This is a genomic window from Priestia sp. YIM B13551 (genome assembly GCF_042787905.1).
Classification (GTDB): Bacteria; Bacillota; Bacilli; order Bacillales; family Bacillaceae_H; genus Priestia.
The window spans coordinates 384,601-409,908 of sequence record NZ_JBHZOX010000002.1 but is presented as its reverse complement, the minus strand read 5'-3'; the positions used below and the strand labels follow the sequence as shown (position 1 = coordinate 409,908).

The window sequence follows — 25,308 nt, the reverse complement described above, 5'->3', positions numbered from 1 at the left end:
TTCATCTGCGTGTTTTCAGGTATATTTTAATTGGTGCACAGCCTATTTAAGTTCACCGTTTTACAAAGGTGCCACCTGCATTTTTTTCTGTCTGAAAAAGACCCAATCTGTAAAACCTATTTCTTTAAGGCGCTTTTTTACTAGTTCAAAGTCGTCTCCAATGCGCTTCGGATCATGAGCATCGGAACCAAATGTAATGTGTACCCCGTAGCGCAGAGCTCTTTCCAAAATGTCGTCTGCAGGATACCAGCCTCCGCAGTCTTTGGTTTTGCCTGATGTATTCACTTCTATGGCAATATCATGTGCTGAAATCACTTTTAGCGTCTGATCAATGACAGCCGTCTCGATAGAAGAAAAAGAAGGGTAGAATCCTTTCATGGCATCAATATGTCCAAGGATCTGAAACATTCTGCTCCGGGCGGATTCTTCGATTAATTGATAATACGTTTCTTTCGTGCGCTGCTTTTCTTGCTGAGAAAGACCTTCCCAGCGCGTTTTATGAAAGATGCTGACTTCATCAACTTGATGGACAGAGCCGATTATGTAGTCAAACGGATATTTTTCATAGTAGCTACGATATATCTCCGCATGCTGGGGAAAGAAATCAGACTCTACGCCTAACAGCACTTCAATTTTTTCTTTATATTCTTCTTTTAGTTTCAAAATCTCAGCTACATATCCGGAGAATGCGCTTTTTCCCATAGCAATGTGAGGATACGGCTGGTCTTCTTCGCTCGCAAAATAAGGAGAATGATCCGAAATCCCAATGATATCAAGGCCTTTATCAATAGATGCCTCTATATAATCTCGAATCGTTCCGCGAGCATGTCCGCATCGGTCGTGATGGGTATGAAAATCAAATTTTAAATCAGCGTTCATTTTTCATCACCTCTGTTACCTTTTTATGTAGTGTATAAAATATTCTACAAAGAAACAAAGTATCCCCCGTAGAAATGGATGAAGAGAATATTTCTTGGCTTGCTGGTGAGTCATCTACTAAAAAGATTGTACAGAAAGAGGTTATTTTATTTAATTTGCTGCAAAAATTGACATGGAATCCATACCAAAAGTTACATTTGATTCGGTAAGCTAAAACGCATATACTACTCATACACGATCTGAAATAACGTTCAGGTAATCGCTGCATCATTTGATGTAGAGGAAAGTCCATGCTCGCACGGTGCTGAGATGCCCGTAGTGTTCGTGCCTAGTGAAAAAATAAGCTAGGGCAGCTTGGCTTATAGCTTAGCTGACGGCGGGAAAAACCACCTAAGTCTTTGGATATGGTCGAGTATCCCTGAAAGTGCCACAGTGACGAAGCTTTGCTGGAAACAGCAAAGGTGGAACGCGGTAAACCCCACGAGCGAGAAACCCAAACAATGGTAGGGGAACTGTCTCAAAGGAATCTAACGGAGAGACGGACGGTTACATGCGTAATCGTAGATAGATGATTACCGCCTGAGTACGAGATTAAAATCGTTTGCAGTACAAAGGTACAAAACATGGCTTATCGAACGTTGTTGAAACAGAGACTGACTATAAAATACGTAACCCAAACAAACCAGTGAGGTTTGTTTTTTTATTTGTTCTTTTTTAAAATTATAGCGCAAATGCATTGATGGAGTGCTTGAATTTTCCTTATCGTAGCAAGAGGAATTAAGGTATATGTAAATACATATTAACTAAATTGCTGTATAGTTTACTTGTACTCACTAAACATGGGGAAAGGGAGAATATTCATGATTAAGAAAATGGAACATACAGCCATTATTGTTGGAGATATGGATGAAACGATTCACTACTACTCGGATATGTTTGGCTTTAAAGTTCGCCTTAAAGGCTCTACCGAAAAAAGAGAGATGGCTTTTTTGTATCTTGAAGAACAGCCGGGAATTGAAATTGAGCTCATTCGAGATATTGATCCGATTGGCAAGTATAACAAAAGCGGGATTGTTAACCACCTTGCATTTACGGTAGAGGATATAAATAAGGCGATTCAACATTATAAGAGCAAAGGAATTGAATTTTTATCATCGGAGCCTCAGCCAACGCTCGAAGGGGGACGTATGATTTTATTTCACGGACCTAATGATGAATTGCTTCAGTTAGTAGAACGGGTTAAACTCTAAAAAAGTCTACTTTAAGGGGTACATACAAGAAAAAATGTGTTTTAGATTCTCAAAAAAGACCTTTCTTTTATGGTGATAGAAAGGTCTTTTTGATGTGTAGTTACTATGATAGATCAAGTATCTTTTTAATAATTTTCTTTAACATTGGCAGCGCGTCTTGTCTTTATTGAGCTTTTTAAAAGAAAACCAGAAAGGATAAAAGCAATTAGTAAAAAAACAATAATCATACAAATCAAGCCTTTCCAGCCAAACATTGACCAAAAGACTCCTCCTAGCGTTCCGCCTACGCTTGAACCCGTGTAATATAGAAACAAATAAAGTGAAGAAGCCTGAGCTTTATTTGTTAAAGCGCGCTGACCTACCCAGCTGCTGGCAATCGAATGGCTGCCGAAAAACCCAAACGTAAACAAGCCCAAGCCAGCTACTTTAGCAAGTAAAGCAGGATCTAACGTTAAAACGACACCAGCTAGCGTAATCGAAAGGTTGATCATAAGTATTTTTTGTTTTCCGTAGCGGTCTACCAGCCTGCCGGTCCACATCGAACTAAACATTCCGATAATAAGAATTAAAAAGATCCAGCTGACAATCGTTTGGCTTAAGGAATAAGGGGTAGCGGTTAGTACATAACCGATATAGTTAAATAAGGCGACGTTGCTGCCTAACAGCAAAAAACCTAAGCCGTATAAACAAACTAGCCCCGGATCTTTAAGATGATCAAGCAGCGATTTCCCTAGCTTTCCAACCTCTAATTTACGAGATTGAAAGTGCTGTGAAGGAGGCAGGCTAATCCAAAAGATAACGGTCGCTGCTATACTTATAATACCAATTCCTGCTATTGCACCGTGCCAGCCGAAATACTCACTAAGCGTGCCGGAGATCACTCTTCCGCCAACGGCGCCAATTGCATTGCCGCTTATGTAGAGGCCCATTGCTGAACCTAGGCTTTTTGCTTCGATTTCTTCTCCTAAATAAGCCATTGCCACTGAAGGCAGCCCGGCTAGCGTAATTCCTAGCATTGTTCGAAAAAACAATAGAACGTGAAAAGTAGGACTACATGCAGTCAATAGGCATAACACAGAAGCAGCAAGCATGGAATAGACCATAACAGGCTTTCTTCCCCATACTTCCGATAACGAACCGAAAATAAGCATACTAATAGCCAAAGCTATGGTTGTAACGGAAAGCGATAGGCTAGAAGTCGTCGGAGAAATATGAAATTCTTTTGTGAACGCCAGCATTAAAGGCTGAGCGCAGTATAAAATCGCAAACGTATTAAACCCTGCTGCAAAAAATGCAAAGCTCGTTTTGCGAAAAACGGGCGTTCCTTTCTTTATGTAACTCATAGAGCAACCAGCTTACGCTTTCTCAGATGTACGATACGTTTCATAACAAATCCTTCTTTCTGCTAGAAAATGATGATCATAAAATTTTGTAGGAGCTGTATACAGCAGCCGTTAAAAGAAACTAAAAACATCCTCGAGTATGTTTCCATTTTTTATCGTAACACCAGCTATTTATAATGTATAATTCATTATAATCATATTTTTCATACATCTATGTAATGAATAGAACGGTTAATAAGGAGATGGTACAAAGTGGAGTGGCAGCAGTTTAAATATTTTCAAACGCTTGCACGTACGCAGCATATGACGCGCGCCGCAGAAGAGCTGTTAATTACGCAGCCTGCGCTCAGTCGTTCAATTGCTCGTTTTGAAGAAGAAGTAGGAGCGCCGCTATTTGACCGGCAAGGACGTTCCATTATATTAAATCAATATGGTAAAGTTTTTTTAAAGCGTGTAGATAACATAATGAAAGAATTTGATAAAGGACAGGAGGAAATTCAAGCGCTGCTAGATCCTGAAAAAGGGCAGGTGTCACTTGGATTTTTACATACGCTCAGCACAGATTTGATTCCAGATTTAATCGCTTCGTTTCGCAGTTTGTATCCTAAGGTGAATTTTCAGCTGAGGCAAAGCCCTTCTCACGTTCTTCTTGAGCAGCTGCAGCTGGGCGAACTAGATCTTTGTTTGATTGCGCCTATGGAAGAGAAATCGATCATCAAGTGGCAGCACCTTTGGAGTGAAGAGCTGTTTGTGATTGTGCCAAAAAATCATCGGTACGCTCGCTGTGAGAGTATCCCACTAGAAGAAATTGCTGAAGAATCATTTATTCACTTAAAAGAAGGCTTTTCTCTTCGTCTTACGTTTGAGCAGTTATTTGAAGAGACAGGGGTAAAGCCTCACATCATGTTTGAAGGAGAGGAAGCTGATACCGTAGCGGGACTTGTAGGAGCCGGCTTAGGAATTTCTATCCTTCCAGATTTACACGGAATAGATCAAAGTAAAATAGTGAAAATCCCATTAGCTAAAGCCAACTGCCACCGAGTAATTGGACTAGCTTGGATTGAAGGAAGATATCTATCACCGGCTGTTAAACAGTTTAGAAACTTTGTTTTACATAAATTCCATGAGCAGAAATAAAGGTGTTTCGTAGCCTAGACTTGTTTACAAACTCAGTCCTTTTTTCTTTTAAATAACCTTTTTAAAATCGATCTCTTTTTACCTACTACGCTGCTTTCTTTTGAAGCTTCTACTAATTCTGAAATGGCCTGCTGTTCACGCAAGCTTTTACGCAAAGATTGAATAAGCTGCTTATCTTTTTCCTGAAGAATTTGTTTTGTATCAGGCTCTTGTTGGGGTGAAGGCTGTACCGGCTGTTCGGGAGGTGTCGGCTGCTGGTCAGCTGCTTCTGCTGTGTTCTCTGTGTTCTCTGTGTCCTCTTTGTCTTCGGCTTCTTCTAGAGACACGGCAGCTTGATCCTCGCTTGTAGTTAAAGAGAATTCTTTTTGCAGCGCTTCATTGATTTCTTCTGCTTGACAGCCCTCATCATAAAGCTGCTTAATTTTCAGTAAAACGGTCGCAGCCGCAGCTTCATATTGTTTTGGTCGATGATCCTCTTTTTGTATAAAGAAATATTGGAATTTATCTATATATCTTCTAATCGTTGAAGTAGGAATACTCGTTTCTTCAGATAACTCTTTTACACTAAGCCATTTTGTCATTTTCTCACCACTTTTTAAATGATTACTTATTCGTCAGCATCAATTTGAAATTGTACTAGTATCTACTGTTTATCTTATCATGTAACGCTTCTACGTACCTTGCTGTGTTGGTTTCTGTAACGTTTTTATAATCACAGTGTCATAAATGAGGTATAAGCTGCCACTCGCACAAAGATTTGTTAGTTGAAGAATAGGAAATAATCAGTAAGCATTTGTTTGGAGTATGTTGAACAATGATGAGCGTACTTCTTATTATTATTATCTTATAATGTTGCTGAAGAAAAATCGAGTGATTACTTCACTGTTTAATGATTATGGTAATGTTGTACTAAAGAATAAAAGGAGGGGCAGCATGAGTTTTACAGAACGAGCAGTAGCACTTATTAAACAAATACCATCCGGGAAAGTAATGACATACGGACAAATTGCCGGCCTGGCTGGTAGTCCGCGAGGTGCAAGGCAAGTTGTACGAGTACTGCATTCGATGAGTAAGAAACATAATCTCCCCTGGCACAGAGTCATTAATTCTAAAGGAGAAATTGGGTTTAAAGACGAAGAAATGTACGTTGTTCAAAAACTTTCACTTGAAGCGGAAGGAATACTCGTTTCTTCGGATGGAAAGCTTGATCTTAAAGTCTATCTCTATGAACCTGACGAGCATAAATGACAAAACAGATTGAGACAGAACGAAACCAATTCCATCTAAAGGCTAACAAATGAGATAAAGGAGCTGAACCGCTTGTGACACCGCTATTAAATTCCGTGCAAGACTTCGCTTTCCGCGGGCGGTCGGTGAGCCTCCTCGTCGCTTGCGCTCCTGCGGGGTCTCACCATTTCCGCTTTTCCCGCAGGAGTCTTCGTCTTGCCCTCCAATCAATAGCTAGAAGCACTTACATTTACCCTGCCAATGAAAAATCCGAACGAGTTTGATTCTCCATCAAAAATCAAACTCGTTCGGAACTTCCTTCAACTAACATATTTTCTTATTTATGTTTTTCAAAAGCCAGCTTTAATCCAAACCCGATTAAAACGACTCCTGTTGCTTTATCCATAAAACGCTGAACGCTAGGTGTTGTGAGCCATTTTCGTAAGTAGTTAATAAAAAAGACGAATGCGAAAAACCACGTGATAGCAAGGATCGTATACGCTATTCCCATAAGCAGTAATTGAAGAGTTACGTTTTGATCACTTTGAACAAATTGAGGTAAAAAAGTTAAGAAAAACACCGCCACTTTTGGATTAAGGACGTTTGAGACAAGACCTTGACGAAAAGCGGATATTTCTTTTGACTTCTCCTCTTTTATAGGAGAAACTGTATCGCTTTTTTTAGAAAGAAAAGCAGAGATTCCTAAGTACATTAAGTACAGGGCTCCTGCGTATTTTACCACTTCAAAAGCCAAAGCTGACTGAAGAAGAAGAGCAGATAAGCCAAACGCGGCGGCGAGCGTATGAACTAAAGAGCCGCTTGCCAATCCTAACGCCATTTTATAGCCGCCCGTTTGTCCATCTGCCATCGTTCGTTTGGTGATAAGAGCCGTATCAATACCGGGACTCATAATAACAAACAATGTAAGAACTAAAAAGGTCAAGATGTCATTCATTTTTTTCTTCCTCCTTGCTGTGATAAAATACAACTACATTTTATTTATTAAATATAATTTAACATATTTCACTAGGTTTATTAAGTCTAATTTAATAAAATTAAATATAACTAAACATCTTTTGCGGAGGAATCATCATGGAAAACATAGATATTGGAAAAAAAGTAGAGAAATTTCGAAAAGCAAAGGGGCTAAGCAGTCGAGAATTAGCCAAATTAGCGGAGATTACGCCGTCTATGTTAAGTCAAATTGAACGGGGATTAGCTAATCCGTCCATTTCAACGCTTAAAATTTTAGCTAAATGCCTCGATGTTCCCACTTTCAGCTTTTTACTTGAAGAAATAAACACCTCTCATTTAGTCGTACGGTCGAACGAGCGTAAAACGATGAAAGTAAAAGAGTTAACGTATTCGCTAGTATCACCAGACTTTACGGGAAATCTAGCTACGGCGATCATGGAAGTACCGCCGATGAAGTCTTCATCAGAATCTCCTTTAGCGCATAAAGGGGAGGAAGTGGCATATGTCTTAGAAGGAAAAATTAAGGTGTATTTGGAAGAGGAAGTATACGTGCTAGAAAAAGGAGACAGCGTCAAAATCCCTTCGCATCTGAAGCACAAATGGGACAATCCGTTTGAGGAGAAAGCGGTGATTTTATTCTCAGTTACACCGCCTGTTTTTTAAAATACTTACGGTTTTTATACTGCTCATCTTCAGTGTTAGACACTTTTATTATATAAATGTGATAAAGCTATCATGTTTGTGGGGATAAACAATTGATAAAATAGCATTGTTGGTAATCTCTACCTAAGAGAATACACACTAAATATTTTTTTGAAAGGTGTTGAAGGGTAATGAAGACATGGAAAGAGATGTTTCGTACTTCAAAGCTTAAAAAAATGATGCCTGTACTCGCTCTGTCGTGCGCGGCGGCTGTAAGCTTTTCAAGCAGCGAGGTACATGCTGAAACGGTAAAATGTCAAAGGCAAGAAACTAAGAGTGATCGAGAGTTTGCTAAGCTTGAAGAAAAATATGATGCGAATCTTGGCGTTTTTGCATTAGATACGGGTACCAATAAAACGGTAACGTATCATCCGGATGAGCGTTTTGCTTATGCGTCTACTCATAAAGCTCTTGCTGTCGGTGCACTTTTACAGCAGAAGTCAATCGAAGATCTCAATGAACGAATCTTTTATACGCGCGATGACCTTGTAAACTATAATCCCATTACAGAAAAGCACGTGGATACAGGCATGACTCTTCGAGAACTTGCGGATGCATCGCTTCGCTACAGCGACAATACGGCAGGGAACTTAATTTTGCAGCAGCTGGGCGGACCGGATGGATTTAAAGAAGCTTTAGAAAAAATAGGAGACGATGTGACGCTGCCTGAGCGCTTTGAACCGGATTTAAATGAAGTGAATCCAGGAGAAACCCACGATACAAGTACACCGAGAGCGCTCGCTACAAGTCTTCAAACGTATGTACTTGGACAGGCACTTCCTGAAAACAAACGTGCACTTTTAACAGATTGGATGAAGCGAAACACAACAGGGGATGCGTTAATACGAGCGGGCGTGCCGAAAAGCTGGGAAGTAGCCGATAAGACAGGCGCAGGCTCGTACGCGACGCGAAATGATATTGCCATCCTTTGGCCGCCAAAAGGAGATCCAATTGTTCTTGCGATCCTCTCCAATCGTACGGAAAAAGATGCGGAGTATAATGATAAACTGATTGCAGAAGCGGCTAAACAAGCGGTGAAGACCCTTAAAGTTACTCGGAAATAAAATTGGATAATAGTAGTTTAAATGTAAAAGAAAGATCGAAAAGATTGATAGAACATTCTATTATTAATTAGAAAAAATACAGGAAGGAAGTATCTCTTATGAAAAAGATTTTTCCAATTGTTCTATCTTTCGGTTTATTAACGAGCGTATCTTTTAGCACAGTTTCAAACGTAGATGCGGCAGCTAAATCTTACAAAAACTGCACGGAATTAAACAAAGACTACAAAGGCGGCGTAGCTCGTGCGGCTAATGTAACAAATAAAGGCGGCAAAACAAAGTACAAACCGTATGTGTCAAAATCACTGTATGATGCCAATAAAAAACTAGATCGAGATAAAGACTACATCGCCTGTGAAAAATAAATACTAGCTGACTCATCCAAGCGCTTATTGTAAGCGCTTGGATTTTTTAATATCATCAACTTCTGTATGTTGCGAGCTGAGGTCAAAAATTAGTCAAATCGCACAAAATAATATCAGAAAATTCACATAAATAATAATGAACTTCCGTTGGAATTCGTATACACTATGTACATGTTAAGTTAACTTACATCTTATGTTAGAAGCAAGAGGGGGAACATCACAAAAAAGGAGTTGAGTATATAGTGTCTACAAATGCAACAAGTTCCGTTATAGAAGAGATGCATTCTCATCAAGATAGAAGTCTTGATCCGTCACTAAAGCCAAAAGTGGAAAGTGATCGAAAGCTAACTCCGATGTCCTATATGTTTATGTGGATTGGAGACGGCGTTAATTTAGGAAATATGACGCTTGGCGCAAGCTTAGTAGTAGCAGGTACTGCGGTATTAAATCTTTTTCAAACGTTTGTGGCAGCGATTATTGCCATTGGTATTATTTCTACTTTTTTTGTGTTAAACGATCGAATTGGCTATAAGACGGGCATACCGTATGTGATGCAGCTTCGAATGTCTTTCGGAATAAAAGGATCCGTCATATCGTCTCTTTTACGAGGTATTCCAGCTATCATTTGGTACGGTTTCCAAAGCTGGACAGGCGGTACCGCTTTAAACGAAATCGGGAAAATTGTGAGTAAAGGGTCTTTTGACAATCTTGTTCTTTGCTTTATTATCATTCAGCTGCTGCAAATTGTGCTTTCTCTGTACAGCTTCCACGCGGTTAAATGGGTAGAGATGCTTGCTTCAATCATCATATTGCTTGGTCTTGTTTACGTATTTGGCGTTCTTTTAACTTCTCATAGTGAGGTAGTAGGGGAGAAGTGGGTACATACAAAAGGTTCATGGGGACTTCCGTTCTTTTCTTTCATTATGATGTTTATGGGAAATTATGCAGCGATTTTTCTAAGCGCAGCCGATTACTCTAGAGAACTGAAGACAGGAATTAGCGACACAAAGCGTGGGTTCTTATACTTTACACCGATTCTAGTAGCCTACGGATTCGTTCTTACAATCGGGGCAATGCTTGCTTCTGCTACGGGTATTTCCAATCCAGTTAAAGCGTTCGCGGTTGTAGTGGATAATTCATATATTACCGTCGCTGTATCAGCTTTTATTGTGATTGGGGTTATTGCCGTAAACATGGTGGCGAATATTATTCCACCTACGTATGTGATTACGCTGCTGACAAAAGCAAATTATAAAGTGGCGGTGACCGTTACTGGACTGCTTGCCTTTTGCTCGTTCCCTTGGGTGCTTGTTCAAGATTCGTCAGCTGCAGGTCTTGGGCTGTTCATTTTGATTTACTCTGCTTTTTTAGGTCCAATTGTTTCTATTTTACTAGTTGATTACTATATTTTACGAAAACAAAGAGTAAACGTAGAAGAATTGTATCAAGAAAAAGGGCCGTTTTCCGGCTACAATCCGTGCGCCATGCTTGCGATGCTCATCGGCGCAGGTGCTGCGTTTATCGAAGTCGATTTAGGCTGGATTATAGGAGTGGTAGTTGCAGGAGTTACGTATATTCTTTTAACGAAATTTGCTTTTAAACATTCAAAATTTAAAAAAGGAACCATCTTTGAATACTAACATTCCATCGATAAAAGCCTTTGCTTTCTGCAAAGGCTTTTATCGCGTCAGATTAAATCTCTTTGTCTAGTTTCCTAAAAAGTGGGTAAAGTAAAGAAGAGAAAAAAGTTACCTCTATTATGAGTTGCTTTTACAGGAGCGCATCTAATGTATCGCATCAATCATAGTTTAAAGGAGAGGGCAGAGTATGTATGAATTTAGAGTGTATACTCTTCGAGATGGAAGCGAAAAGGTAATCAAAACGCTGAAACATGAATCGTTTGCTGATGAAATTCAACGAGCGGGAATTAAGCAAACAGAAATTGCTCAAACACAGCTAGTAGATAAACCGAGATAAGGCATTTGCCTTTATTTTTACACGTTTTAAAAAAGCCGGATTCCTATGCCTTTACGCAGGAGTCCGGCTTTTTCTAATTTCTTATAGTTCTTCACCATTTGTTTCAATTACATGTTTATACCAGTTAAAGGAATCTTTTTTGTAGCGCTTCATTGATCCGTTTCCTTCGTTGTCACGGTCGACATAAATCATGCCGTATCGCTTTTTCATTTCGCCTGTTGTAAAGGAAACAATATCAATAATTCCCCACGGCGTGTAGCCCATTAAATCAACACCATCGTACGTCACAGCTTTTTCTAACGCTTCGATGTGCGATTTTAAATATTCAATTCGTGATGCGTCATGAATGGATCCGTCTTCTTCAACTGTATCGATAGCGCCAAATCCGTTTTCTACGATGAACAGCGGAATTTGATAGCGGTCGTAGAAGCGGTTTAACGTATAGCGCAAGCCCGTTGGATCAATCGACCAGCCCCAATCGCTTGACTTGATATAAGGATTTGCTACGCCGTTTGGCAATCCTCCGTTTACGATATCGCCTGTGTTATCAGCTTCAACGTCGCTTTTAACCGTTGTTGACATGTAATAGCTGAAGCCTAAATAATCCACCTTTCCGTTTCGTAAAATTTCTTCGTCGCCTTCTTCAAACGGAATACGATAGCCTTCTCGTTCGAACTCTTTTAACGCATAGCTTGGGTAGTAGCCGCGAACTTGAACGTCAGGGAAGAAGTAGCGCTGTCTCATTGTTTCTTCTGCTAACATCACGTCTTCAGGGTTTGAAGAATACGGATAGATTGGTACATGTGACACCATCGCTCCGATTTGGAAATTCGGATTAATTTCTTTTCCTTTTGACACGGCAAGAGCACTTGCCAGCAGTTCATGATGTCCTGCTTGATACATCACTTCTTTTGCGTTTTCACCCGGTTTTACAGAAACGCCGGAGTTCGTCCATAAGAATAGAGGGTTGTGTACGTCCATTTTGTTGTTGATTTCATTAAACGTCATCCAGTACGTGACTTTGTCTTTGTAGCGGTCGAAACAAACTTCAGCGAACTTCACAAAGCAATCTACCGTTTTTCGGCTTCTAAATCCGCCGTATTCTCGAGCCAAATGCAGGGGCATTTCAAAGTGAGACAGCGTAATAACCGGCTCAATGCCGTGTTTTAACAGTTCATCAAATACATCGTCGTAGAATTTTAGTCCTTCTTCGTTTGGCTCAGCTTCATCGCCCTTAGGAAAAATACGACTCCAGCCAATAGACGTTCGTAAACATTTTAAGCTCATTTCTGCAAACAGTGCGATATCTTCTTTGTAGCGGTGGTAAAAATCAATTGCTTCGTGATTTGGATAGAATTTATCTTCTTCCACTGTTTCAGTGATTTGTCGCGCTACACCGTGCGCACCTGCAGTCATAACGTCTACTACGCTCGGTCCTTTTCTACCTTGGTTCCATCCACCTTCAAATTGATGAGCTGCTAATGCGCCGCCCCATAAAAAATCTTTTGGCATCTTTGTCATTGTTAGTTCCTCCTTATTTCACTACGGTAAATAATGTTTGATCTAGCCCGCTATTTTCAACATCTTCAACAATCACTTCGCGGTAAGCGCTTGAATTTGTGATAATAACCGGCGTAATGGTTTGTAATCCTTGTTTTTTAATAAATTCTTTATCAAATTCTATTAGTAAATCGCCTTTTTTAAATTTTGTACCGTCTTCTACGTGTAGCGTAAACGGCTTGCCGTCTAACGTAACGGTATCTAATCCAATATGAACAAGCAGCTCAACGCCGTATTCTGAACGAAGGCCAATGGCGTGCTTCGTTGGTGCTACCATGACTACCGTTCCGTCAAAAGGTGCATAAAGCTTATTATCTGAAGGATCAATCGCTAATCCTTCTCCCATCGCACCTGAGCTGAATACTTCATCGGGTACGCTAGAAAGAGGGATGACTTTCCCGCTAAACGGTGCGCTGATTGTTTCTTCATTTTCTTTTGGATTACTTACAGCTACTTCGTTTAAAGGAGCAGCAGCTGCGTCTTTTGCTGCATCTTCTCCGTAACCAAATACTTGAATAAGCAGAACGGGAAGAATGATTGCAATGGCACATCCAATTAAAATGCCCCAGATCGACATCGGGTAGTCCTGACTGATACCGTTTACAATGGTCAGCGGTCCAGGCAATCCTGCGTAAGCAAAGTAGTAAGGATGAAAGAAGCTTGCTACAACAGCACCAATAGCACCTGAAACGCATCCAAAGATAAACGGCTTTTTAAAACGTAGGTTTACGCCGTAGATGGCTGGTTCGGTAATACCGAATAATCCTGTTATCCCAGCTGATACGCTGACTTTGCGTGCTTCTTGGCTTTTTGCTTTTAAAATAACCCCAAGTACCGCTCCGACTTGAGCTACCACGGCAATTGTTTGATACGCTTGAAACGAATCTCTGCCGTTTAAATCAAAGTTTGCAAGCACCATCGGCGTAATTCCCCAATGTACTCCAAAGATAACAACAATTTGCCAGAAGCCGCCAATGATTGCTCCGGCCAAAGCAGGTACGTTTTCAGCTAAAAAGTTATAGCCATGAGCGATTCCATTAGCGCCCATCGTGGTAACAGGACCAATAAGCAAAATTGTTACAGGAACCATAATTACCATACATAAAAATGGGACAAACAGCGGTCTAACCACTTCATGAATGCTTTTGTTTAGGAACCTTTCAAGATAAGACAAAATCCATACTAAAAATAAAGGCGGTAAAACAGAAGAAGTATAGACCGTTTCGGATAGGGAAAGACCTAAAAACGTAATGCGGCTTCCGTCTGCAATTTTAGCCGCCATTTCTGCCCATGTTGGACTGACTAATGCCGCACAGCACGCCACTGCGATGTAGGTGTTGGTCTTAAAATGCTTGGATGCTGTGATGGCAATAAAAATAGGTAAAAAAACAAATGGTGCCCATGAAATGAAGCTTAATACTTGATATGTGCCCGTTTTTGCAAAGCTGTTAGAGACTAAGTTAATTAAAATTAACGAGCCCTGTAAAATTCCTGCTGCTGCTAGGATGTATACAAACGGGGCAAACACCGCTGACATCGTAGCAATCACACGATTTAAGATTGTTCCTTTGTTTTCAGATTGTTCCTCTGTGGTATCCAAGTTTACTAAACTAGCAAATTCTTCATAAACATCTCCTACGTGCTGTCCAATAACAACTTGAAACTGTCCGCTGTTTTCAACGACTGTAATAACACCAGGCATAGAAGACACCTTGCGTTTGGCTTCTGGCTTTGAGCGCTTTAACACAATTCGCAGTCTCGTAGCGCAGCGTGTAGCGCTTACGATATTTTCTTCGCCGCCTACCGCATCTAAAATGTCTGCTGCAAGCTTGTGATAATCTCTAATTTTCCCTCCCATATGTTCAACCCCCTTGTTGAGTATACGCTTTCATTATAATTGTACCGATACAATTTATCAATACCCAAATAAAATAATAATTAATGAATAATTTAAGTTTATGGTATAGAGTTAGATTATGGTATAATCGTGTTATTCTTGAGACAAATTCAGTAAAGAGGTATAGCTATGATTAAATACCAACAAATTGCAATTGAAATTGAAACCTATATTGAAGAACACAAGCTTCAACAAGGAGAAAAGCTGCCGGTATTAGAAACGCTGATGGCGCAGTTTAAAGCAAGCAAAAGTACCGTAACAAAAGCCTTAGATCTGCTAGAGAAAAAAGGCGTTGTTTTTCAAGTGAGAGGAAGCGGCATTTTTGTCCGTCGCCATAAACGAACAGGCTATATTGGCTTGCTTTCCAATCAAGGATTTACGAGTGAACTTGAAGATTTTCAGTTAACGTCGGAAGTGATTGAGTTAGATGTACGAAAGCCGACGCAAGAAGCCGCGTTAAATTTAAACATAGAAGAAAATAGTGACGTCTATTATGTAAAAAGAGTACGGTATATTAACGGCCAGACGCTTTGTCTAGAAGAATCGTTTTATAATAAATCCATCGTTACGTACTTGAATAACGAAATTGTTTCTCAGTCTATTTTTCATTACATTAAAGAAGGACTTGGCTTAAAAATCGGGTTTTCTGATCTATATCTTCACGTCGGCAAGCTGAACGGAGAGGAAGCGAAGTACCTAGGATTAAAAGAAGGAGATCCTAAATTATTTATTGAAACACTCTTTCACTTAGCTAACGGACAGCCGTTTGATTTTTCAAAAGTAACGTATAACTACGAACAGTCTCAGTTCTTTTTACAAGCAACGAGTCACGTTTTATAAAAAAAGTGTCCGTCTCTCAATTCTTGCAGGTGCTATGATTGGTTTTGTAGTTAACATAAGTTGTGCATTATTAAAGTTAATTAAAAATAAAGTGGAGTAAACTTATTCGGGGCGGTGGAGGTTTTGAGTGAAAGTATCATTATTCAGCCATATACGAGCAAGTATCAACAGCAAGTAGTGGATTTAATTCTTCATATTCAGCAGCAAGAATACCAAATTCCAATAACGGAAAAAGATCAGCCTGATTTGTTTGAAATCGAAAGCTTTTATCAACAGGGGAATGGAAACTTCTGGGTTGCTGTTTGCGACGAAAAAGTAGTAGGAAGCGTAGCTTTAATAGACATTGGCAGCCGTCAAGTAGCGCTGCGGAAAATGTTTGTAGCAAAGCCTTATAGAGGAGCAAACTTCAAAACAGCTCACCGGTTATTGCATACAGCCATCGCGTGGGTAAAAGAGCAGGAAGTGGAAAGAATATATCTAGGAACCACATTACAATATAAAGCTGCTCATCGATTTTATGAGAAAAATGGGTTTCAACATATAGAGAAAGAAAAGCTGCCTAAGAATTTCCCCGTGATGAACGTAGATAAAAAGTTTTATACATATAAGGTATAAGCTAAGTCTTTGTGCAAAATCATATCGGTTATTGTAATGAACGGTAGATATGAGAGCTGTGTTTGTAGCAAAACATATAAAAAAGACGGTCTATGCATATTAGATCGTCTTTTTATATAGCCTGTTTATAAGGATGGATGATAACCCAAACGGTAATGAACAGCTCAATGTTACAATGAGGATTCGCGGGAAGAGACTAAAAGCGGATATCCCGTCGCTTAGCAAAAATAAAGTTAATACGGCGAGTGCTCCAACGATACCGAAAAGAAGATATAGAATTAGTTCAATTAATATCTTAAGTGAATTTATGTATTTCATGATGCTTGTTATAGCTATTGAACAGGGGATGCCTACTATAATGATGAATGGAGTCGTAAGATACACACCAATAAGCAAAATCGATAGATAGTCTAGTATACCTGTATAGCCAAGGGAATTTAATTCAAATATTTCGATGCAAACTGCACCGCCGCATATCGATGAAGCAATAGTTGCAAGTATTTGTTTAATAAGCTTCACAGTCGTTCTGCTAGACGTACTTTTTTATCTAGAATAGCAATATAGTTTGAAAATTACTAGCATCTATTAAAAGAAAAGTGGATATAGGCGTTGGAACTGCTAAAAGAAAGCTTATACCTTAGCTTAATGACAAAAGCCGCTAGGTCAACGAATCTAGCGGCTTTTACTTTGGCAATGTCTCTTGATAATGAACTCTTTTTTTAAGTAGGAAATTGTCTAACTGAGCAATTAAAATCCCCGCAACCACAATAACAGAACCAATCAGTTCTTTAAGCGTAAACAGCTCATGCAAAAAGAGAACGGCAAACAGCGCAGCAAAAATAGGCTCTGTTGCAAAAATAAGTCCTGTGTGAGTAGGAGTTGTATAGCGCTGCGCAATAGCTTGACAAATGAATCCAATCGCGCTGCAAAGAACGCCAAGACCTAATATTGCAATCCATGATGATAAAGTAGTTGGGATGCTAGGGTGTTCAAATAAAAAGCTGCAAGTCAGTGCAAATAATCCAGCAAACCCTAGCTGTAAAATGCCGAGAGCAATTGGGTTTTCGTTTTTCGTAAACGTGCCGGTTAGCGTGATATGAATGGCATAACATAGCGCCGTTCCAATGCAAAGTAAATCACCAGCATTCATATGAAAGGAATGCTTTAAAGTTAAAACACCTATACCGGTTAGGGTAGTGATAACGCCAAGCCCAATCGGCCAAGAAGGAAGCTTCTTCACTAAAAAGCAGTTAAGCAATGGAACAAAAATGACCGTTAAACTGACAAGAAATCCGGCATTTGAAGCAGACGTCATGCTGACGCCAAACGTGACAAATGAAAAAACGGAAAACAGTAAAAAGCCTAAAATAGCTGATGATCCAATTGTTTTGCGTGTGATTTGTCGTAAAGGCTTATAGAAAAAGAGTCCGGCAATAAAAAAAGCAATCAAACATCTAAGTGCAATAATAGTAAATGACCCGAGCGAACTCAGCCCCATTTTCATAAACACGTACGACATGCCCCAAAATACGTTTACCCCAATCATCATCATATTTGCTCGAGTGCGGTAACTCACGTTCAATCCTCCATTGTTTATAATATACTCACAGTATACAAAGGAATTTGATATTAATAAAATGAATCTTTATAATGATGAACGTGAATTAAATTCATGTTGAGGAGGGAGAAAATGAGCTTAGTAAAATATGAAATATTAAATAAAGTAGCGGAAGTGAAAAGCTTTACAAAAGCGGCAGATGCGCTGGCGCTCACGCAGTCAGCGGTCAGTCATGCCATTACAAATCTTGAATCGGAATTTGGATTTCTGCTTGTGAATCGAAACAGATCAGGTATTACCTTAACAACAGAAGGCGAAACGATGCTTCTTGCCATTCGGAAAGTGCTGCAAGAAAATGAAAAAGTTCATCAAGAAGCAGCCAGTCTGTTAGGTCTTGCAAAAGGAACGATTAAAATCGGTATTTTTAAAAGCGTGTCGACCAAATGGCTTCCTGAAATTATTCGGCTGATGGAAAAAAACTACCCTGAGATTCAAATTCAGCTCAAAGAAGGCGACTACCTTGAAATTGAACAGTGGCTGCTAAGCGGAGAAATAGACTGCGGTTTTATTAACATTACGCATTCAAGTCAATTTCATATTATTTCTTTAAAAAAAGACCGGCTGCTGTGTGTCGTATCGGATCAAAGTGCTCTATATCATCAGAAAACCGTTTCTTTTGAAGATTTAGAGAAAGAACCGTTTATTATGCCGACGTACGGCGGTTATCATGATATTAAGCAATTGTTTGAAGAACATGGCATTCAGCCTGACATCCGTTTTGAATTAATGGATGAAAGTGCTATTTTATCGATGGTTACGCATCACTTAGGAATTAGCATTTTACCTGAAATGCTTTTGGATTCGATCCCTCAGGAGCTGCGTGCGATTCCGTTTCAAGTAGACAGCTACCGTTCAATTGGTCTAGCTACTCGTTATCATCTTTCACCTGCAGCCAAAAAATTTGCTGAAACAACGCAAGCATGGCTGCAGGATTCGGATAAGTAGGAGATTATTTATAGAGCAAAATCGGTTAATTCATAAGACTCTTAGGAACTAAGCGCATCTTTGTGCTATAATAAAGCTATACAATTACCTATTAGTCATCATTGATGACTAATTTTTTTTGGAGGATAATATGGAAGATTTATTACAATTAAAGAACAAGAACTTTGTTATTATGGGAGTTGCCAACGACAGAAGTATTGCTTGGGGTGTTGCAAAAGCCCTTCATCAAGTAGGAGCAAACTTAATTTTTACATACCGTAAAGAACGTTCACTAGGAAAATTGAACAAGCTGTTAGAAAAAAATGAAATTCAAGCGACATTAATTGCAGAATGTGATGTAAACAGCGACGAAAGCATTGAAGCAGCTTTCAAAAAAATCGGAGAAGAAGCAGGCACAGTTCACGGAGTGATTCACTCTGTTGCGTTTGCTCACTCAGAAGATTTAAACGGTGAGTTCATCAATACATCAAGAAGCGGATATGCATTTGCTCAAGATACAAGCGCTTATTCATTTATCGCCGTAGCGAAAGCAGCAAAACCTCTTATGACAGAAGGCGGTTCTCTTGTAGCGATGAGCTATCTTGGTGCAGAGCGCGCAGTTGAAGGCTATAACGTAATGGGCGTAGCAAAAGCAGCGCTTGAGTCTTCAGTAAAATACTTAGCATTAGACTTAGGGAAAGACAATATCCGCGTAAATGCGATTTCAGCAGGCCCAATTCGTACACTTGCAGCGAAAGGCATTTCTGACTTTAACCAAATTCTTCACCATGTTGAAGAAAAAGCACCTCTTAAGCGTAACGTAACGCAAGCAGAAGTTGGCGACATGACGGTTGTATTACTGAGCCACCTTTCACGCGGCGTAACGGGAGAAATCGTACACGTAGACGCTGGTTACAATATTGTAGGTTAATTCCTAGACACCTTCTTAAATGAGAAGGTGTTTTTTTGTGCCAAGTTCAGAAATTTAATGCCTTTTACTCTATTAAAATGATCAGTTCTTTTTATTCACAATTGAACTATATAGCTGTAAAGCGTACTTTTTTTATAACTGTCAATATGAATACATAAGAAATCAAAACGCCCATATTTAAGAAAAGATAAGCTCTAAATCAAAGAATGAACATATGATGTGGCAAAGGAAAAGGAGTTGAAGAAACATGCATCAAGGACAGCAGCATTATGTTCCATGGGAACAATGGCACAAACAGCATCCGCACGGCACGTGGAATCAATGGCATCAGCAACATCCCCACGTACCTTGGGAGCAGTGGCACAAACAGTATCCGCACGGCACATGGAATCAATGGCATCAACAACATCCATACACACCTTGGCATCAGTGGCATCATCAGTATCCGCACGGCACGTGGCATCAGTGGCACCAGCAAAATCCATATGTGCCTTGGAATCAATGGCACCAGCAGCACCCACACAGTTCGTGGAATCAATGGCATAATATCTATCATCAAAGCTAATCAGCTTTTTACCATAAAAGGTCCGGTTCTCCTTAGGAACTGGACCTTTTGTGTGTAGACGTGAATGACGCAGTAAGCTTGATTTTCAGCCCTATATACGAGCGACGATGATGAAGAATACGTTTGTTCGATAGGGTAGGGGGTACACAAATACAGCGAGTCAAAGACCAACATTCATAAGGTCTAAGCTGTATAAAATGGACTAGTTCGCGGTAAAGAAACTATGTAAATAAGAAAAATTAAATATAATTTTCTTACTTGACAATATACCTATAGGGGTATAGTATAAAGCGTGTAAACAACATCAATTCAATAGCAAGGCGGTGATTGTTATGCTCTATATAGCAGTGTTGTTGCTTGCTATTTTATTTATTGCATACAGACGTTATTATCCTGTTAAAGGGATACAGTGCATGCGTGAATCTGAAGGGAAAGAACTTGGGCGAACGGTTGTAGATATTCGCCATTACCATGAAGTTCATGATTCTAAGGGGTTAGTTATTCCGTATGCTTACCTTAAACGCTTTTATTCAGAAATTCCACAGGGCAGCGTTCATCTAATTGCCGGAGATAGAGTGGAATTAAATGTAGGCGTAAGGTTCTTACGAAAAAGAGGTTTTCAAGTGCGCAGCTATGAGTTAGCAGCGTGTAAGTGTAAAAGTAAAGGAAAGAAAGGGGTATTCGATTATGGAGTATAACCAACAAGTGAAAAATCGCCTGCGCCGAATTGAAGGGCAGCTAAAAGGTGTGCTCAGCATGATGGAGCAAGAAAAAGACTGCCGAGACGTCGTGACTCAATTATCCGCTGCAAGAAGTGCTATTGATCGCACAATGGGAGTCATTGTGAGCAGCAATCTTGAACAGTGCGTCAGAGAGAGCCTTCAGCAAGGAGAGCCAACGGAAGGTTTAGTGAAAGAAGCTGTACAGCTGTTAGTGAAAAGCCGCTAAGTGTCATCACCTTATTAAAGTTGACGAATATCATTATTTAGTATAATATACCCTTACAGGTATATGTATATAAAAAGGAGAGATAAATACTATGAAAATTGATCAAGTTTTAGATGCAAAAGGATTAGCTTGTCCAATGCCAATCGTAAAAACAAAAAAAGCAATGGATACTTTAACAACAGGCCAAGTATTAGAAGTGCAAACGACAGATAAAGGTGCTAAAAGTGATTTAACAGCGTGGGCAAAATCAACAGGACACGAGCTTATTGATTTTAAAGAAGAAGGCAGCATATTTATCTTTTACATTCAAAAAGGCTAATTTTTTTTAGAATTAAATATACCCCATAGGGTAATAGGAGGGGCAACATGACTGAACAAAAGAAACGAACAACGATTGTATTATTTAGCGGGGATTATGATAAAGCAATGGCAGCTTATATTATTGCCAACGGAGCGGCTGCTTATGATCATGAAGTGACGATATTCCATACGTTTTGGGGATTAAATGCGCTGCGTAAAGAAGAAATGGTACCCGTGAAAAAAGGATTTTTAGAAAAGATGTTCGGCAAAATGATGCCGCGCGGTGCGGATAAAATGGGCTTATCTAAAATGAACTTTGCAGGTATGGGACCTAAAATGATTAAAAACGTAATGAAAAAGCATAATGCTCTAACCTTGCCGCAGCTTATTGAAATGGCGCAAGAACAAGATGTGAAGCTAGTAGCTTGTACGATGACGATGGATCTTCTAGGATTACAGGAAAAAGAGCTGCTAGATAATATTGAATATGCGGGCGTAGCGGCGTATTTAGCCGATGCAGAAGACGGAAACGTAAACTTATTCATTTAGACAAATCAAAGAACTACATTGTCGTCTGTCGTTCTGGAGGCAGAAGCGGAATGGCAGCTCGTTTTCTTGAGCAGCAAGGCTACAGTGTAACGAATATGACCGGCGGAATGATGGAGTGGAAAGGGGAAACGGTCTAATTTTTTTAGAGAAAAATATACCCCTACTAGTATTTAAACCAAGGAGGAAAAAGAAATGATGCAAGCAAACTTCGCATTAGATGCAAAAGGACTAGCGTGTCCAATGCCAATCGTAAGAACAAAGAAGAAAATGAATGAATTAGAAGCAGGTCAAGTGCTAGAAATTCAAGCAACGGATAAAGGCTCTACGGCGGACTTACAAGCGTGGGCAAAAAGCACAGGTCATGAGTATTTAGGTACAGAGACAGAAGGTGACGTTCTTCATCACTTTCTTCGTAAAGGCGGCGCCGAAAAAAACGTAACGCCAATTCCTGAAATTTCATTAGAAGAATTTGCGAAAAAAGTAGAAAGTGATGAACACCTTCATATTTTAGACGTTCGTGAAGTAGAAGAATATGATGAAGCTCATATTCCAGGCGTTGTTCATATTCCGCTTGGTGAAGTAGAAAAACGTTCGATTGAATTAAATAAAGAAGATGAAATTTATATTATTTGCCACTCTGGAAGACGAAGTGAAATGGCAGGGCAAACGATGAAAAAGCAAGGATTTAAAAACTTAATTAACGTGGTTCCTGGTATGCGTGACTGGACCGGTAAAGTAGAATAACCAATGAATCATAGTGAATTAAAAAATTTTGATATTTTATATACCTAAGGAGGTATTTTAATATGACAGTGCATGCACTTACTGCAAAAGAAGTTACATCTAAAATTATCAATAAAGAAGCGTTATTTATCTTGGACGTTCGTAACGAAAGTGATTTTAGCGATTGGAAAATTGAAGGTCATTACTTCGATCATTTAAACGTTCCATACTTCGATCTTTTAGACGGAGTAGAAGAAATCTTAGAAAAAATCCCTTCTGATAAAGAAGTAGTAGTTGTTTGTGCCAAAGAAGGTTCATCCGTGATGGTAGCTGAAATGCTTTCAGAAGCTGGTCTGACAGTATCGTACCTTAAAGGCGGTATGAAAGCGTGGAGTGAATATTTAGAGCCTGTTAAAGTCGGGAATTTAAAAGACGGCGGAGAAATTTATCAGTTTGTTCGTATCGGTAAAGGATGCTTATCTTATATGATCGTATCGAACGGTGAAGCTGCTATTATTGATGCGACGCGTATGGCGGATGTGTATATTAACTTTGCCAAAGAACTTGGTGTCACAATTAAGCATGTGTTTGATACTCACCTTCATGCAGATCACATTTCAGGAGGAAGAGTCATTGCTGAAGCAACAAATGCAGCTTACTGGCTGCCTCCAAAAGATGCAGAAGAAGTGATTTTTGACTACAAGGCGTTAGAAGAAGGCAGTGATGTCGTGATTGGTAACACAACGATTACGATTCAGCCTCTTTATTCACCGGGTCATACGATTGGATCAACTTCTTTTATCGTAGACGATCAATACTTGCTTTCAGGTGATATTTTGTTCATCGATTCAATTGGACGTCCTGATTTAGCTGGTATGGCTGAAGACTGGGTAGGCGATCTGCGGGAGACACTTTATAAACGCTATAAAGCATTATCAGGTGAGCTAATCGTATTGCCAGCTCATTTTATGATTATTGATGAGCTAAATGACAACGGCAGCGTGGCTGAAAAGTTAGGTACTTTGTTTGCTAAAAATCATGGATTAAATATTGAAGACGAAGCAGAGTTCAGACACTTAGTAACAGATAATTTACCGCCGCAGCCAAATGCGTATCAAGAAATTCGTGAAACTAATATGGGAAAAGTAAGCCCAGATGAAGAAAAACAGCGTGAAATGGAAATTGGACCAAACCGCTGTGCGATTCGCTAAGTAAAAAATTCAACCTAAATAAAGGAGAGAGAGAAATGGAATCAACTAAAGTACTAGATGCAAAAGGGCTGGCATGTCCAATGCCGATTGTTAAAACGAAAAAAGCAATGAATGAGCTTGAAGCAGGTCAAGTGTTAGAAATTCATGCAACGGATAAAGGTGCAAAAAATGACCTTGCAGCCTGGGCAAAATCTGGCGGTCACGAGCTTCTTCATACAGAAGAAGGCGACGTTTTTAAGTTTTGGATTAAAAAAGGATAAGAAATAATGGACGAAAAGGGTATCTCTTGTAAAAGGTACCCTTTCCTTATATGAAACGGAGCGACTATAGATGGATCTTACATTTATCATCACGCTTTTTCTTATTGGATTTATTGGGTCGTTTATTTCCGGTATGGTAGGTATTGGCGGGTCTGTTATTAATTATCCGATGCTGTTATATATCCCTCCATTAGTAGGAGTAGGAGCATTAACGGCTCATCAAGTCTCAGGTGCAGGAGCTGTTCAAGTGTTCTTTGCGACAATAGGCGGCGTATGGGCGTATCGAAAAAGCGGATTTTTAAACAAATCATTAATTTTATATATGGGCAGCAATATTCTAATCGGCAGCATGCTTGGAAGCTACAGCTCACATTATATGAGTGAACAAGGATTAAATGTTGTATATGGAGCTTTAGCTCTTATTGCGGTTATTATGATGTTTATTCCAAAGAAAAATTTAGATGAGATAAAAGAAGGCGAACTTCAATTCAATAAAGGATTAGCTTCTATTTTATCACTGCTTATCGGAGCCGTAGCAGGCGTGTTAGGAGCAGGAGGAGCCTTTATTTTAGTTCCTGTGATGCTCGTGGTACTTAAAATTCCAACTCGAATTACTATCGCAACTTCACTAGCCGTTACCTTTATTTCTTCCATTGGTTCGACGGTTGGAAAGCTGATAACGCATCAAGTCCCTTTTATACCTGCACTTATTTTAGTTGCTGCAAGTCTGATTGCTTCTCCAATCGGTGCGAAAATTGGGCAAAAAATGAATACAAAAGTGCTTCAGTGGATCCTTGCCGGTTTGATTTTAGCAACGGCAATTAAGATTTGGTGGGGGCTAATATAAAAAAGCTATGGATTCCCATAGCTTTTTTATATTGTTCCATTACTTTCCACATACGTTTCAAGCGCAGGATGAAATTCTTTTTGATAGTGGTTAGACGGACATACTTTCACAACAGTAGAGCGAAGAGCATTGGATTTTGATGTATTTAACACTTGCTTGCATTTAGGGCATCGTTCATTAAACAGAAAATGAAGCCATTTCACTTTTCATCACTCCTGTACTAAAACCTTTAAATCGTATCGAGTTAATAAGGATTATAAAGGGTTTTATAAGGTAGGTCAATGAAAAGGAAAGGAATCTTACAAAATAGTTTACTGAGATAAATATATTTGCATAAAAAATTAAGAATTTATAGAATTTATTGTTTATTTATTTGATTTTTATGTTATCCTTTTTAACATACATTAAATACAAGGCCATAATTATCGTACGACCTTTGATTTGTATTACAAATAGTGAATGAGAAAAATATGTACCGAAAGGAGAACGTGGCATCAAGAAGAAATGAATAGTCAGAGAGCAAGCAGATGCTGGTTGTCTATTAAAAAGGCATCTCCCAAGGCTTCCGCTTTAATTTTTCTGACTATTCGAATAATTAATTTGT

The 25,308-nt window shown here is 39.4% G+C and carries 30 protein-coding genes, 1 other RNA gene and 1 pseudogene; 23 read left to right on the top strand and 9 right to left on the bottom strand.

Annotation, left to right across the window (positions count from 1 at the left end; genetic code table 11):
- Window positions 1-60 precede the first annotated feature (60 nt).
- Window positions 61-879: a histidinol-phosphatase gene (locus ACFX4N_RS11390; RefSeq protein WP_192100258.1), complete on the bottom strand. Its 819-nt coding sequence runs from the start codon at window positions 877-879 to the stop codon at window positions 61-63.
- A 247-nt stretch (window positions 880-1,126) separates the two neighbouring features.
- Here ACFX4N_RS11390 and rnpB point away from each other — a divergent pair.
- Window positions 1,127-1,515, top strand: an RNA gene (rnpB, locus tag ACFX4N_RS11385) — RNase P RNA component class B.
- A gap of 224 nt (window positions 1,516-1,739) precedes the next feature.
- A complete protein-coding gene (locus tag ACFX4N_RS11380) occupies window positions 1,740-2,129 on the top strand; it encodes a VOC family protein (RefSeq protein ID WP_013058062.1) in 390 nt (129 codons plus the stop codon).
- A 125-nt stretch (window positions 2,130-2,254) separates the two neighbouring features.
- Here ACFX4N_RS11380 and ACFX4N_RS11375 read toward each other — a convergent pair whose 3' ends face one another.
- Window positions 2,255-3,472, bottom strand: a complete 1,218-nt coding sequence (locus ACFX4N_RS11375) for an MFS transporter (RefSeq protein ID WP_057273610.1) — start codon at window positions 3,470-3,472, stop codon at window positions 2,255-2,257.
- Between the two features lie 252 nt (window positions 3,473-3,724).
- Here ACFX4N_RS11375 and ACFX4N_RS11370 point away from each other — a divergent pair, with 252 nt between their 5' ends.
- Window positions 3,725-4,609: a LysR family transcriptional regulator gene (locus ACFX4N_RS11370; protein WP_029323104.1), complete on the top strand. Its 885-nt coding sequence runs from the start codon at window positions 3,725-3,727 to the stop codon at window positions 4,607-4,609.
- A 32-nt stretch (window positions 4,610-4,641) separates the two neighbouring features.
- Here the strand turns inward: ACFX4N_RS11370 and ACFX4N_RS11365 are convergent, their stop codons facing one another.
- Complete coding sequence (locus tag ACFX4N_RS11365) at window positions 4,642-5,190, bottom strand: MerR family transcriptional regulator (protein ID WP_301264493.1); 549 nt, start codon at window positions 5,188-5,190, stop codon at window positions 4,642-4,644.
- Between the two features lie 352 nt (window positions 5,191-5,542).
- On the opposite strand from ACFX4N_RS11365, the gene ACFX4N_RS11360 reads away from it, so the two are divergent.
- The gene (locus ACFX4N_RS11360; protein ID WP_029323100.1) at window positions 5,543-5,857 is read left to right on the top strand and encodes an MGMT family protein; all 315 of its coding nucleotides are present in this window, start codon (window positions 5,543-5,545) and stop codon (window positions 5,855-5,857) included.
- A 42-nt stretch (window positions 5,858-5,899) separates the two neighbouring features.
- On the opposite strand, the gene ACFX4N_RS11355 is transcribed toward ACFX4N_RS11360, so the two are convergent.
- Window positions 5,900-6,067, bottom strand: a complete 168-nt coding sequence (locus tag ACFX4N_RS11355) for a hypothetical protein (protein ID WP_192100260.1) — start codon at window positions 6,065-6,067, stop codon at window positions 5,900-5,902.
- Between the two features lie 106 nt (window positions 6,068-6,173).
- Window positions 6,174-6,791 carry a LysE family translocator gene (locus ACFX4N_RS11350; protein ID WP_192100261.1) on the bottom strand — a complete coding sequence of 206 codons (618 nt, stop codon included), beginning with the start codon at window positions 6,789-6,791 and terminating at the stop codon, window positions 6,174-6,176.
- Window positions 6,792-6,928: 137 nt separating this feature from the next.
- Between ACFX4N_RS11350 and ACFX4N_RS11345 the strand changes: the two genes are divergently transcribed.
- The 5 genes from ACFX4N_RS11345 (at window position 6,929) to ACFX4N_RS11325 (ending at window position 10,916) form a co-directional block, all read left to right on the top strand.
- The gene (locus tag ACFX4N_RS11345; RefSeq protein ID WP_029323096.1) at window positions 6,929-7,474 is read left to right on the top strand and encodes a cupin domain-containing protein; all 546 of its coding nucleotides are present in this window, start codon (window positions 6,929-6,931) and stop codon (window positions 7,472-7,474) included.
- Window positions 7,475-7,644: 170 nt separating this feature from the next.
- On the top strand, window positions 7,645-8,577 hold the full coding sequence (gene bla, locus ACFX4N_RS11340) for a class A beta-lactamase (protein WP_013058055.1): 933 nt from the start codon (window positions 7,645-7,647) through the stop codon (window positions 8,575-8,577).
- Between the two features lie 98 nt (window positions 8,578-8,675).
- Window positions 8,676-8,939 (top strand): excalibur calcium-binding domain-containing protein, encoded by a 264-nt coding sequence (locus ACFX4N_RS11335; RefSeq protein ID WP_055992029.1) that lies wholly within the window; start codon window positions 8,676-8,678, stop codon window positions 8,937-8,939.
- Between the two features lie 242 nt (window positions 8,940-9,181).
- A complete protein-coding gene (locus tag ACFX4N_RS11330; RefSeq protein ID WP_078081995.1) occupies window positions 9,182-10,579 on the top strand; it encodes an NCS1 family transporter in 1,398 nt (465 codons plus the stop codon).
- A 187-nt stretch (window positions 10,580-10,766) separates the two neighbouring features.
- A complete protein-coding gene (locus ACFX4N_RS11325) occupies window positions 10,767-10,916 on the top strand; it encodes a hypothetical protein (protein WP_013058052.1) in 150 nt (49 codons plus the stop codon).
- A gap of 81 nt (window positions 10,917-10,997) precedes the next feature.
- Here ACFX4N_RS11325 and bglA read toward each other — a convergent pair whose 3' ends face one another.
- Together bglA and ACFX4N_RS11315 are read right to left on the bottom strand one after the other, a co-directional pair.
- Window positions 10,998-12,437 (bottom strand): 6-phospho-beta-glucosidase BglA, encoded by a 1,440-nt coding sequence (bglA, locus tag ACFX4N_RS11320; RefSeq protein WP_377261403.1) that lies wholly within the window; start codon window positions 12,435-12,437, stop codon window positions 10,998-11,000.
- A 13-nt stretch (window positions 12,438-12,450) separates the two neighbouring features.
- A complete protein-coding gene (locus tag ACFX4N_RS11315) occupies window positions 12,451-14,334 on the bottom strand; it encodes a beta-glucoside-specific PTS transporter subunit IIABC (RefSeq protein ID WP_053487516.1) in 1,884 nt (627 codons plus the stop codon).
- 168 nt (window positions 14,335-14,502) lie between these two features.
- Between ACFX4N_RS11315 and ACFX4N_RS11310 the strand changes: the two genes are divergently transcribed.
- Window positions 14,503-15,213 carry a GntR family transcriptional regulator gene (locus tag ACFX4N_RS11310; protein WP_013058049.1) on the top strand — a complete coding sequence of 237 codons (711 nt, stop codon included), beginning with the start codon at window positions 14,503-14,505 and terminating at the stop codon, window positions 15,211-15,213.
- Between the two features lie 123 nt (window positions 15,214-15,336).
- Window positions 15,337-15,828 carry a GNAT family N-acetyltransferase gene (locus tag ACFX4N_RS11305; protein WP_013058048.1) on the top strand — a complete coding sequence of 164 codons (492 nt, stop codon included), beginning with the start codon at window positions 15,337-15,339 and terminating at the stop codon, window positions 15,826-15,828.
- Between the two features lie 682 nt (window positions 15,829-16,510).
- On the opposite strand, the gene ACFX4N_RS11300 is transcribed toward ACFX4N_RS11305, so the two are convergent.
- Window positions 16,511-17,404, bottom strand: coding sequence for a DMT family transporter (locus tag ACFX4N_RS11300; protein ID WP_013058047.1), 894 nt, complete (start codon window positions 17,402-17,404; stop codon window positions 16,511-16,513).
- A gap of 114 nt (window positions 17,405-17,518) precedes the next feature.
- On the opposite strand from ACFX4N_RS11300, the gene ACFX4N_RS11295 reads away from it, so the two are divergent.
- The 12 genes and pseudogenes from ACFX4N_RS11295 to ACFX4N_RS11240 all read left to right on the top strand — a co-directional run bounded on the left by ACFX4N_RS11295 (window position 17,519) and on the right by ACFX4N_RS11240 (window position 24,704).
- Window positions 17,519-18,391: a LysR family transcriptional regulator gene (locus tag ACFX4N_RS11295; protein WP_013058046.1), complete on the top strand. Its 873-nt coding sequence runs from the start codon at window positions 17,519-17,521 to the stop codon at window positions 18,389-18,391.
- A 130-nt stretch (window positions 18,392-18,521) separates the two neighbouring features.
- Complete coding sequence (fabI, locus tag ACFX4N_RS11290) at window positions 18,522-19,301, top strand: enoyl-ACP reductase FabI (protein ID WP_013058045.1); 780 nt, start codon at window positions 18,522-18,524, stop codon at window positions 19,299-19,301.
- A gap of 247 nt (window positions 19,302-19,548) precedes the next feature.
- The gene (locus tag ACFX4N_RS11285) at window positions 19,549-19,866 is read left to right on the top strand and encodes a hypothetical protein (RefSeq protein WP_013058044.1); all 318 of its coding nucleotides are present in this window, start codon (window positions 19,549-19,551) and stop codon (window positions 19,864-19,866) included.
- Window positions 19,867-20,198: 332 nt separating this feature from the next.
- A complete protein-coding gene (locus ACFX4N_RS11280; RefSeq protein WP_041816586.1) occupies window positions 20,199-20,564 on the top strand; it encodes a hypothetical protein in 366 nt (121 codons plus the stop codon).
- Window positions 20,554-20,814 (top strand): metal-sensitive transcriptional regulator, encoded by a 261-nt coding sequence (locus tag ACFX4N_RS11275; RefSeq protein ID WP_192100263.1) that lies wholly within the window; start codon window positions 20,554-20,556, stop codon window positions 20,812-20,814. Before ACFX4N_RS11280 ends, ACFX4N_RS11275 begins: the two co-directional genes overlap by 11 nt.
- A 91-nt stretch (window positions 20,815-20,905) precedes the next feature.
- On the top strand, window positions 20,906-21,133 hold the full coding sequence (locus ACFX4N_RS11270; RefSeq protein ID WP_029323069.1) for a sulfurtransferase TusA family protein: 228 nt from the start codon (window positions 20,906-20,908) through the stop codon (window positions 21,131-21,133).
- A gap of 47 nt (window positions 21,134-21,180) precedes the next feature.
- A complete protein-coding gene (locus tag ACFX4N_RS11265) occupies window positions 21,181-21,663 on the top strand; it encodes a DsrE/DsrF/DrsH-like family protein (RefSeq protein WP_013058040.1) in 483 nt (160 codons plus the stop codon).
- A pseudogene (locus tag ACFX4N_RS11260) lies at window positions 21,648-21,800 on the top strand (rhodanese-like domain-containing protein); the annotation flags it as partial. The gene ACFX4N_RS11265 and the pseudogene ACFX4N_RS11260, both read left to right, overlap by 16 nt.
- A 55-nt stretch (window positions 21,801-21,855) precedes the next feature.
- Window positions 21,856-22,407, top strand: coding sequence for a sulfurtransferase TusA family protein (locus tag ACFX4N_RS11255; protein WP_063672142.1), 552 nt, complete (start codon window positions 21,856-21,858; stop codon window positions 22,405-22,407).
- 62 nt (window positions 22,408-22,469) lie between these two features.
- A complete protein-coding gene (locus ACFX4N_RS11250) occupies window positions 22,470-23,597 on the top strand; it encodes an MBL fold metallo-hydrolase (RefSeq protein ID WP_192100264.1) in 1,128 nt (375 codons plus the stop codon).
- 35 nt (window positions 23,598-23,632) lie between these two features.
- Window positions 23,633-23,857, top strand: a complete 225-nt coding sequence (locus ACFX4N_RS11245; RefSeq protein ID WP_013058035.1) for a sulfurtransferase TusA family protein — start codon at window positions 23,633-23,635, stop codon at window positions 23,855-23,857.
- A 70-nt stretch (window positions 23,858-23,927) separates the two neighbouring features.
- Window positions 23,928-24,704, top strand: coding sequence for a sulfite exporter TauE/SafE family protein (locus ACFX4N_RS11240; protein WP_192100265.1), 777 nt, complete (start codon window positions 23,928-23,930; stop codon window positions 24,702-24,704).
- Window positions 24,705-24,730: 26 nt separating this feature from the next.
- Here ACFX4N_RS11240 and ACFX4N_RS11235 read toward each other — a convergent pair whose 3' ends face one another.
- Entirely contained in the window at window positions 24,731-24,907 is a 177-nt protein-coding gene (locus tag ACFX4N_RS11235; protein ID WP_171843222.1) for a hypothetical protein, read from the bottom strand.
- Window positions 24,908-25,308 lie beyond the last annotated feature (401 nt).

Excerpts from the sequence above, each read along its gene's own strand:
- ACFX4N_RS11390 (WP_192100258.1), bottom strand. The coding sequence starts at position 879 with ATGAACGCTGATTTAAAATTTGATTTTCATACCCATCACGACCGATGC.
- ACFX4N_RS11380 (WP_013058062.1), top strand. The coding sequence starts at position 1,740 with ATGATTAAGAAAATGGAACATACAGCCATTATTGTTGGAGATATGGAT.
- ACFX4N_RS11375 (WP_057273610.1), bottom strand. The coding sequence starts at position 3,472 with ATGAGTTACATAAAGAAAGGAACGCCCGTTTTTCGCAAAACGAGCTTT.
- ACFX4N_RS11365 (WP_301264493.1), bottom strand. The coding sequence starts at position 5,190 with ATGACAAAATGGCTTAGTGTAAAAGAGTTATCTGAAGAAACGAGTATT.
- ACFX4N_RS11360 (WP_029323100.1), top strand. The coding sequence starts at position 5,543 with ATGAGTTTTACAGAACGAGCAGTAGCACTTATTAAACAAATACCATCC.
- ACFX4N_RS11350 (WP_192100261.1), bottom strand. The coding sequence starts at position 6,791 with ATGAATGACATCTTGACCTTTTTAGTTCTTACATTGTTTGTTATTATG.
- ACFX4N_RS11345 (WP_029323096.1), top strand. The coding sequence starts at position 6,929 with ATGGAAAACATAGATATTGGAAAAAAAGTAGAGAAATTTCGAAAAGCA.
- bla (WP_013058055.1), top strand. The coding sequence starts at position 7,645 with ATGAAGACATGGAAAGAGATGTTTCGTACTTCAAAGCTTAAAAAAATG.
- ACFX4N_RS11335 (WP_055992029.1), top strand. The coding sequence starts at position 8,676 with ATGAAAAAGATTTTTCCAATTGTTCTATCTTTCGGTTTATTAACGAGC.
- ACFX4N_RS11325 (WP_013058052.1), top strand. The coding sequence starts at position 10,767 with ATGTATGAATTTAGAGTGTATACTCTTCGAGATGGAAGCGAAAAGGTA.
- bglA (WP_377261403.1), bottom strand. The coding sequence starts at position 12,437 with ATGACAAAGATGCCAAAAGATTTTTTATGGGGCGGCGCATTAGCAGCT.
- ACFX4N_RS11315 (WP_053487516.1), bottom strand. The coding sequence starts at position 14,334 with ATGGGAGGGAAAATTAGAGATTATCACAAGCTTGCAGCAGACATTTTA.
- ACFX4N_RS11310 (WP_013058049.1), top strand. The coding sequence starts at position 14,503 with ATGATTAAATACCAACAAATTGCAATTGAAATTGAAACCTATATTGAA.
- ACFX4N_RS11295 (WP_013058046.1), top strand. The coding sequence starts at position 17,519 with ATGAGCTTAGTAAAATATGAAATATTAAATAAAGTAGCGGAAGTGAAA.
- fabI (WP_013058045.1), top strand. The coding sequence starts at position 18,522 with ATGGAAGATTTATTACAATTAAAGAACAAGAACTTTGTTATTATGGGA.
- ACFX4N_RS11285 (WP_013058044.1), top strand. The coding sequence starts at position 19,549 with ATGCATCAAGGACAGCAGCATTATGTTCCATGGGAACAATGGCACAAA.
- ACFX4N_RS11280 (WP_041816586.1), top strand. The coding sequence starts at position 20,199 with ATGCTCTATATAGCAGTGTTGTTGCTTGCTATTTTATTTATTGCATAC.
- ACFX4N_RS11275 (WP_192100263.1), top strand. The coding sequence starts at position 20,554 with ATGGAGTATAACCAACAAGTGAAAAATCGCCTGCGCCGAATTGAAGGG.
- ACFX4N_RS11270 (WP_029323069.1), top strand. The coding sequence starts at position 20,906 with ATGAAAATTGATCAAGTTTTAGATGCAAAAGGATTAGCTTGTCCAATG.
- ACFX4N_RS11265 (WP_013058040.1), top strand. The coding sequence starts at position 21,181 with ATGACTGAACAAAAGAAACGAACAACGATTGTATTATTTAGCGGGGAT.
- ACFX4N_RS11255 (WP_063672142.1), top strand. The coding sequence starts at position 21,856 with ATGATGCAAGCAAACTTCGCATTAGATGCAAAAGGACTAGCGTGTCCA.
- ACFX4N_RS11250 (WP_192100264.1), top strand. The coding sequence starts at position 22,470 with ATGACAGTGCATGCACTTACTGCAAAAGAAGTTACATCTAAAATTATC.
- ACFX4N_RS11245 (WP_013058035.1), top strand. The coding sequence starts at position 23,633 with ATGGAATCAACTAAAGTACTAGATGCAAAAGGGCTGGCATGTCCAATG.
- ACFX4N_RS11240 (WP_192100265.1), top strand. The coding sequence starts at position 23,928 with ATGGATCTTACATTTATCATCACGCTTTTTCTTATTGGATTTATTGGG.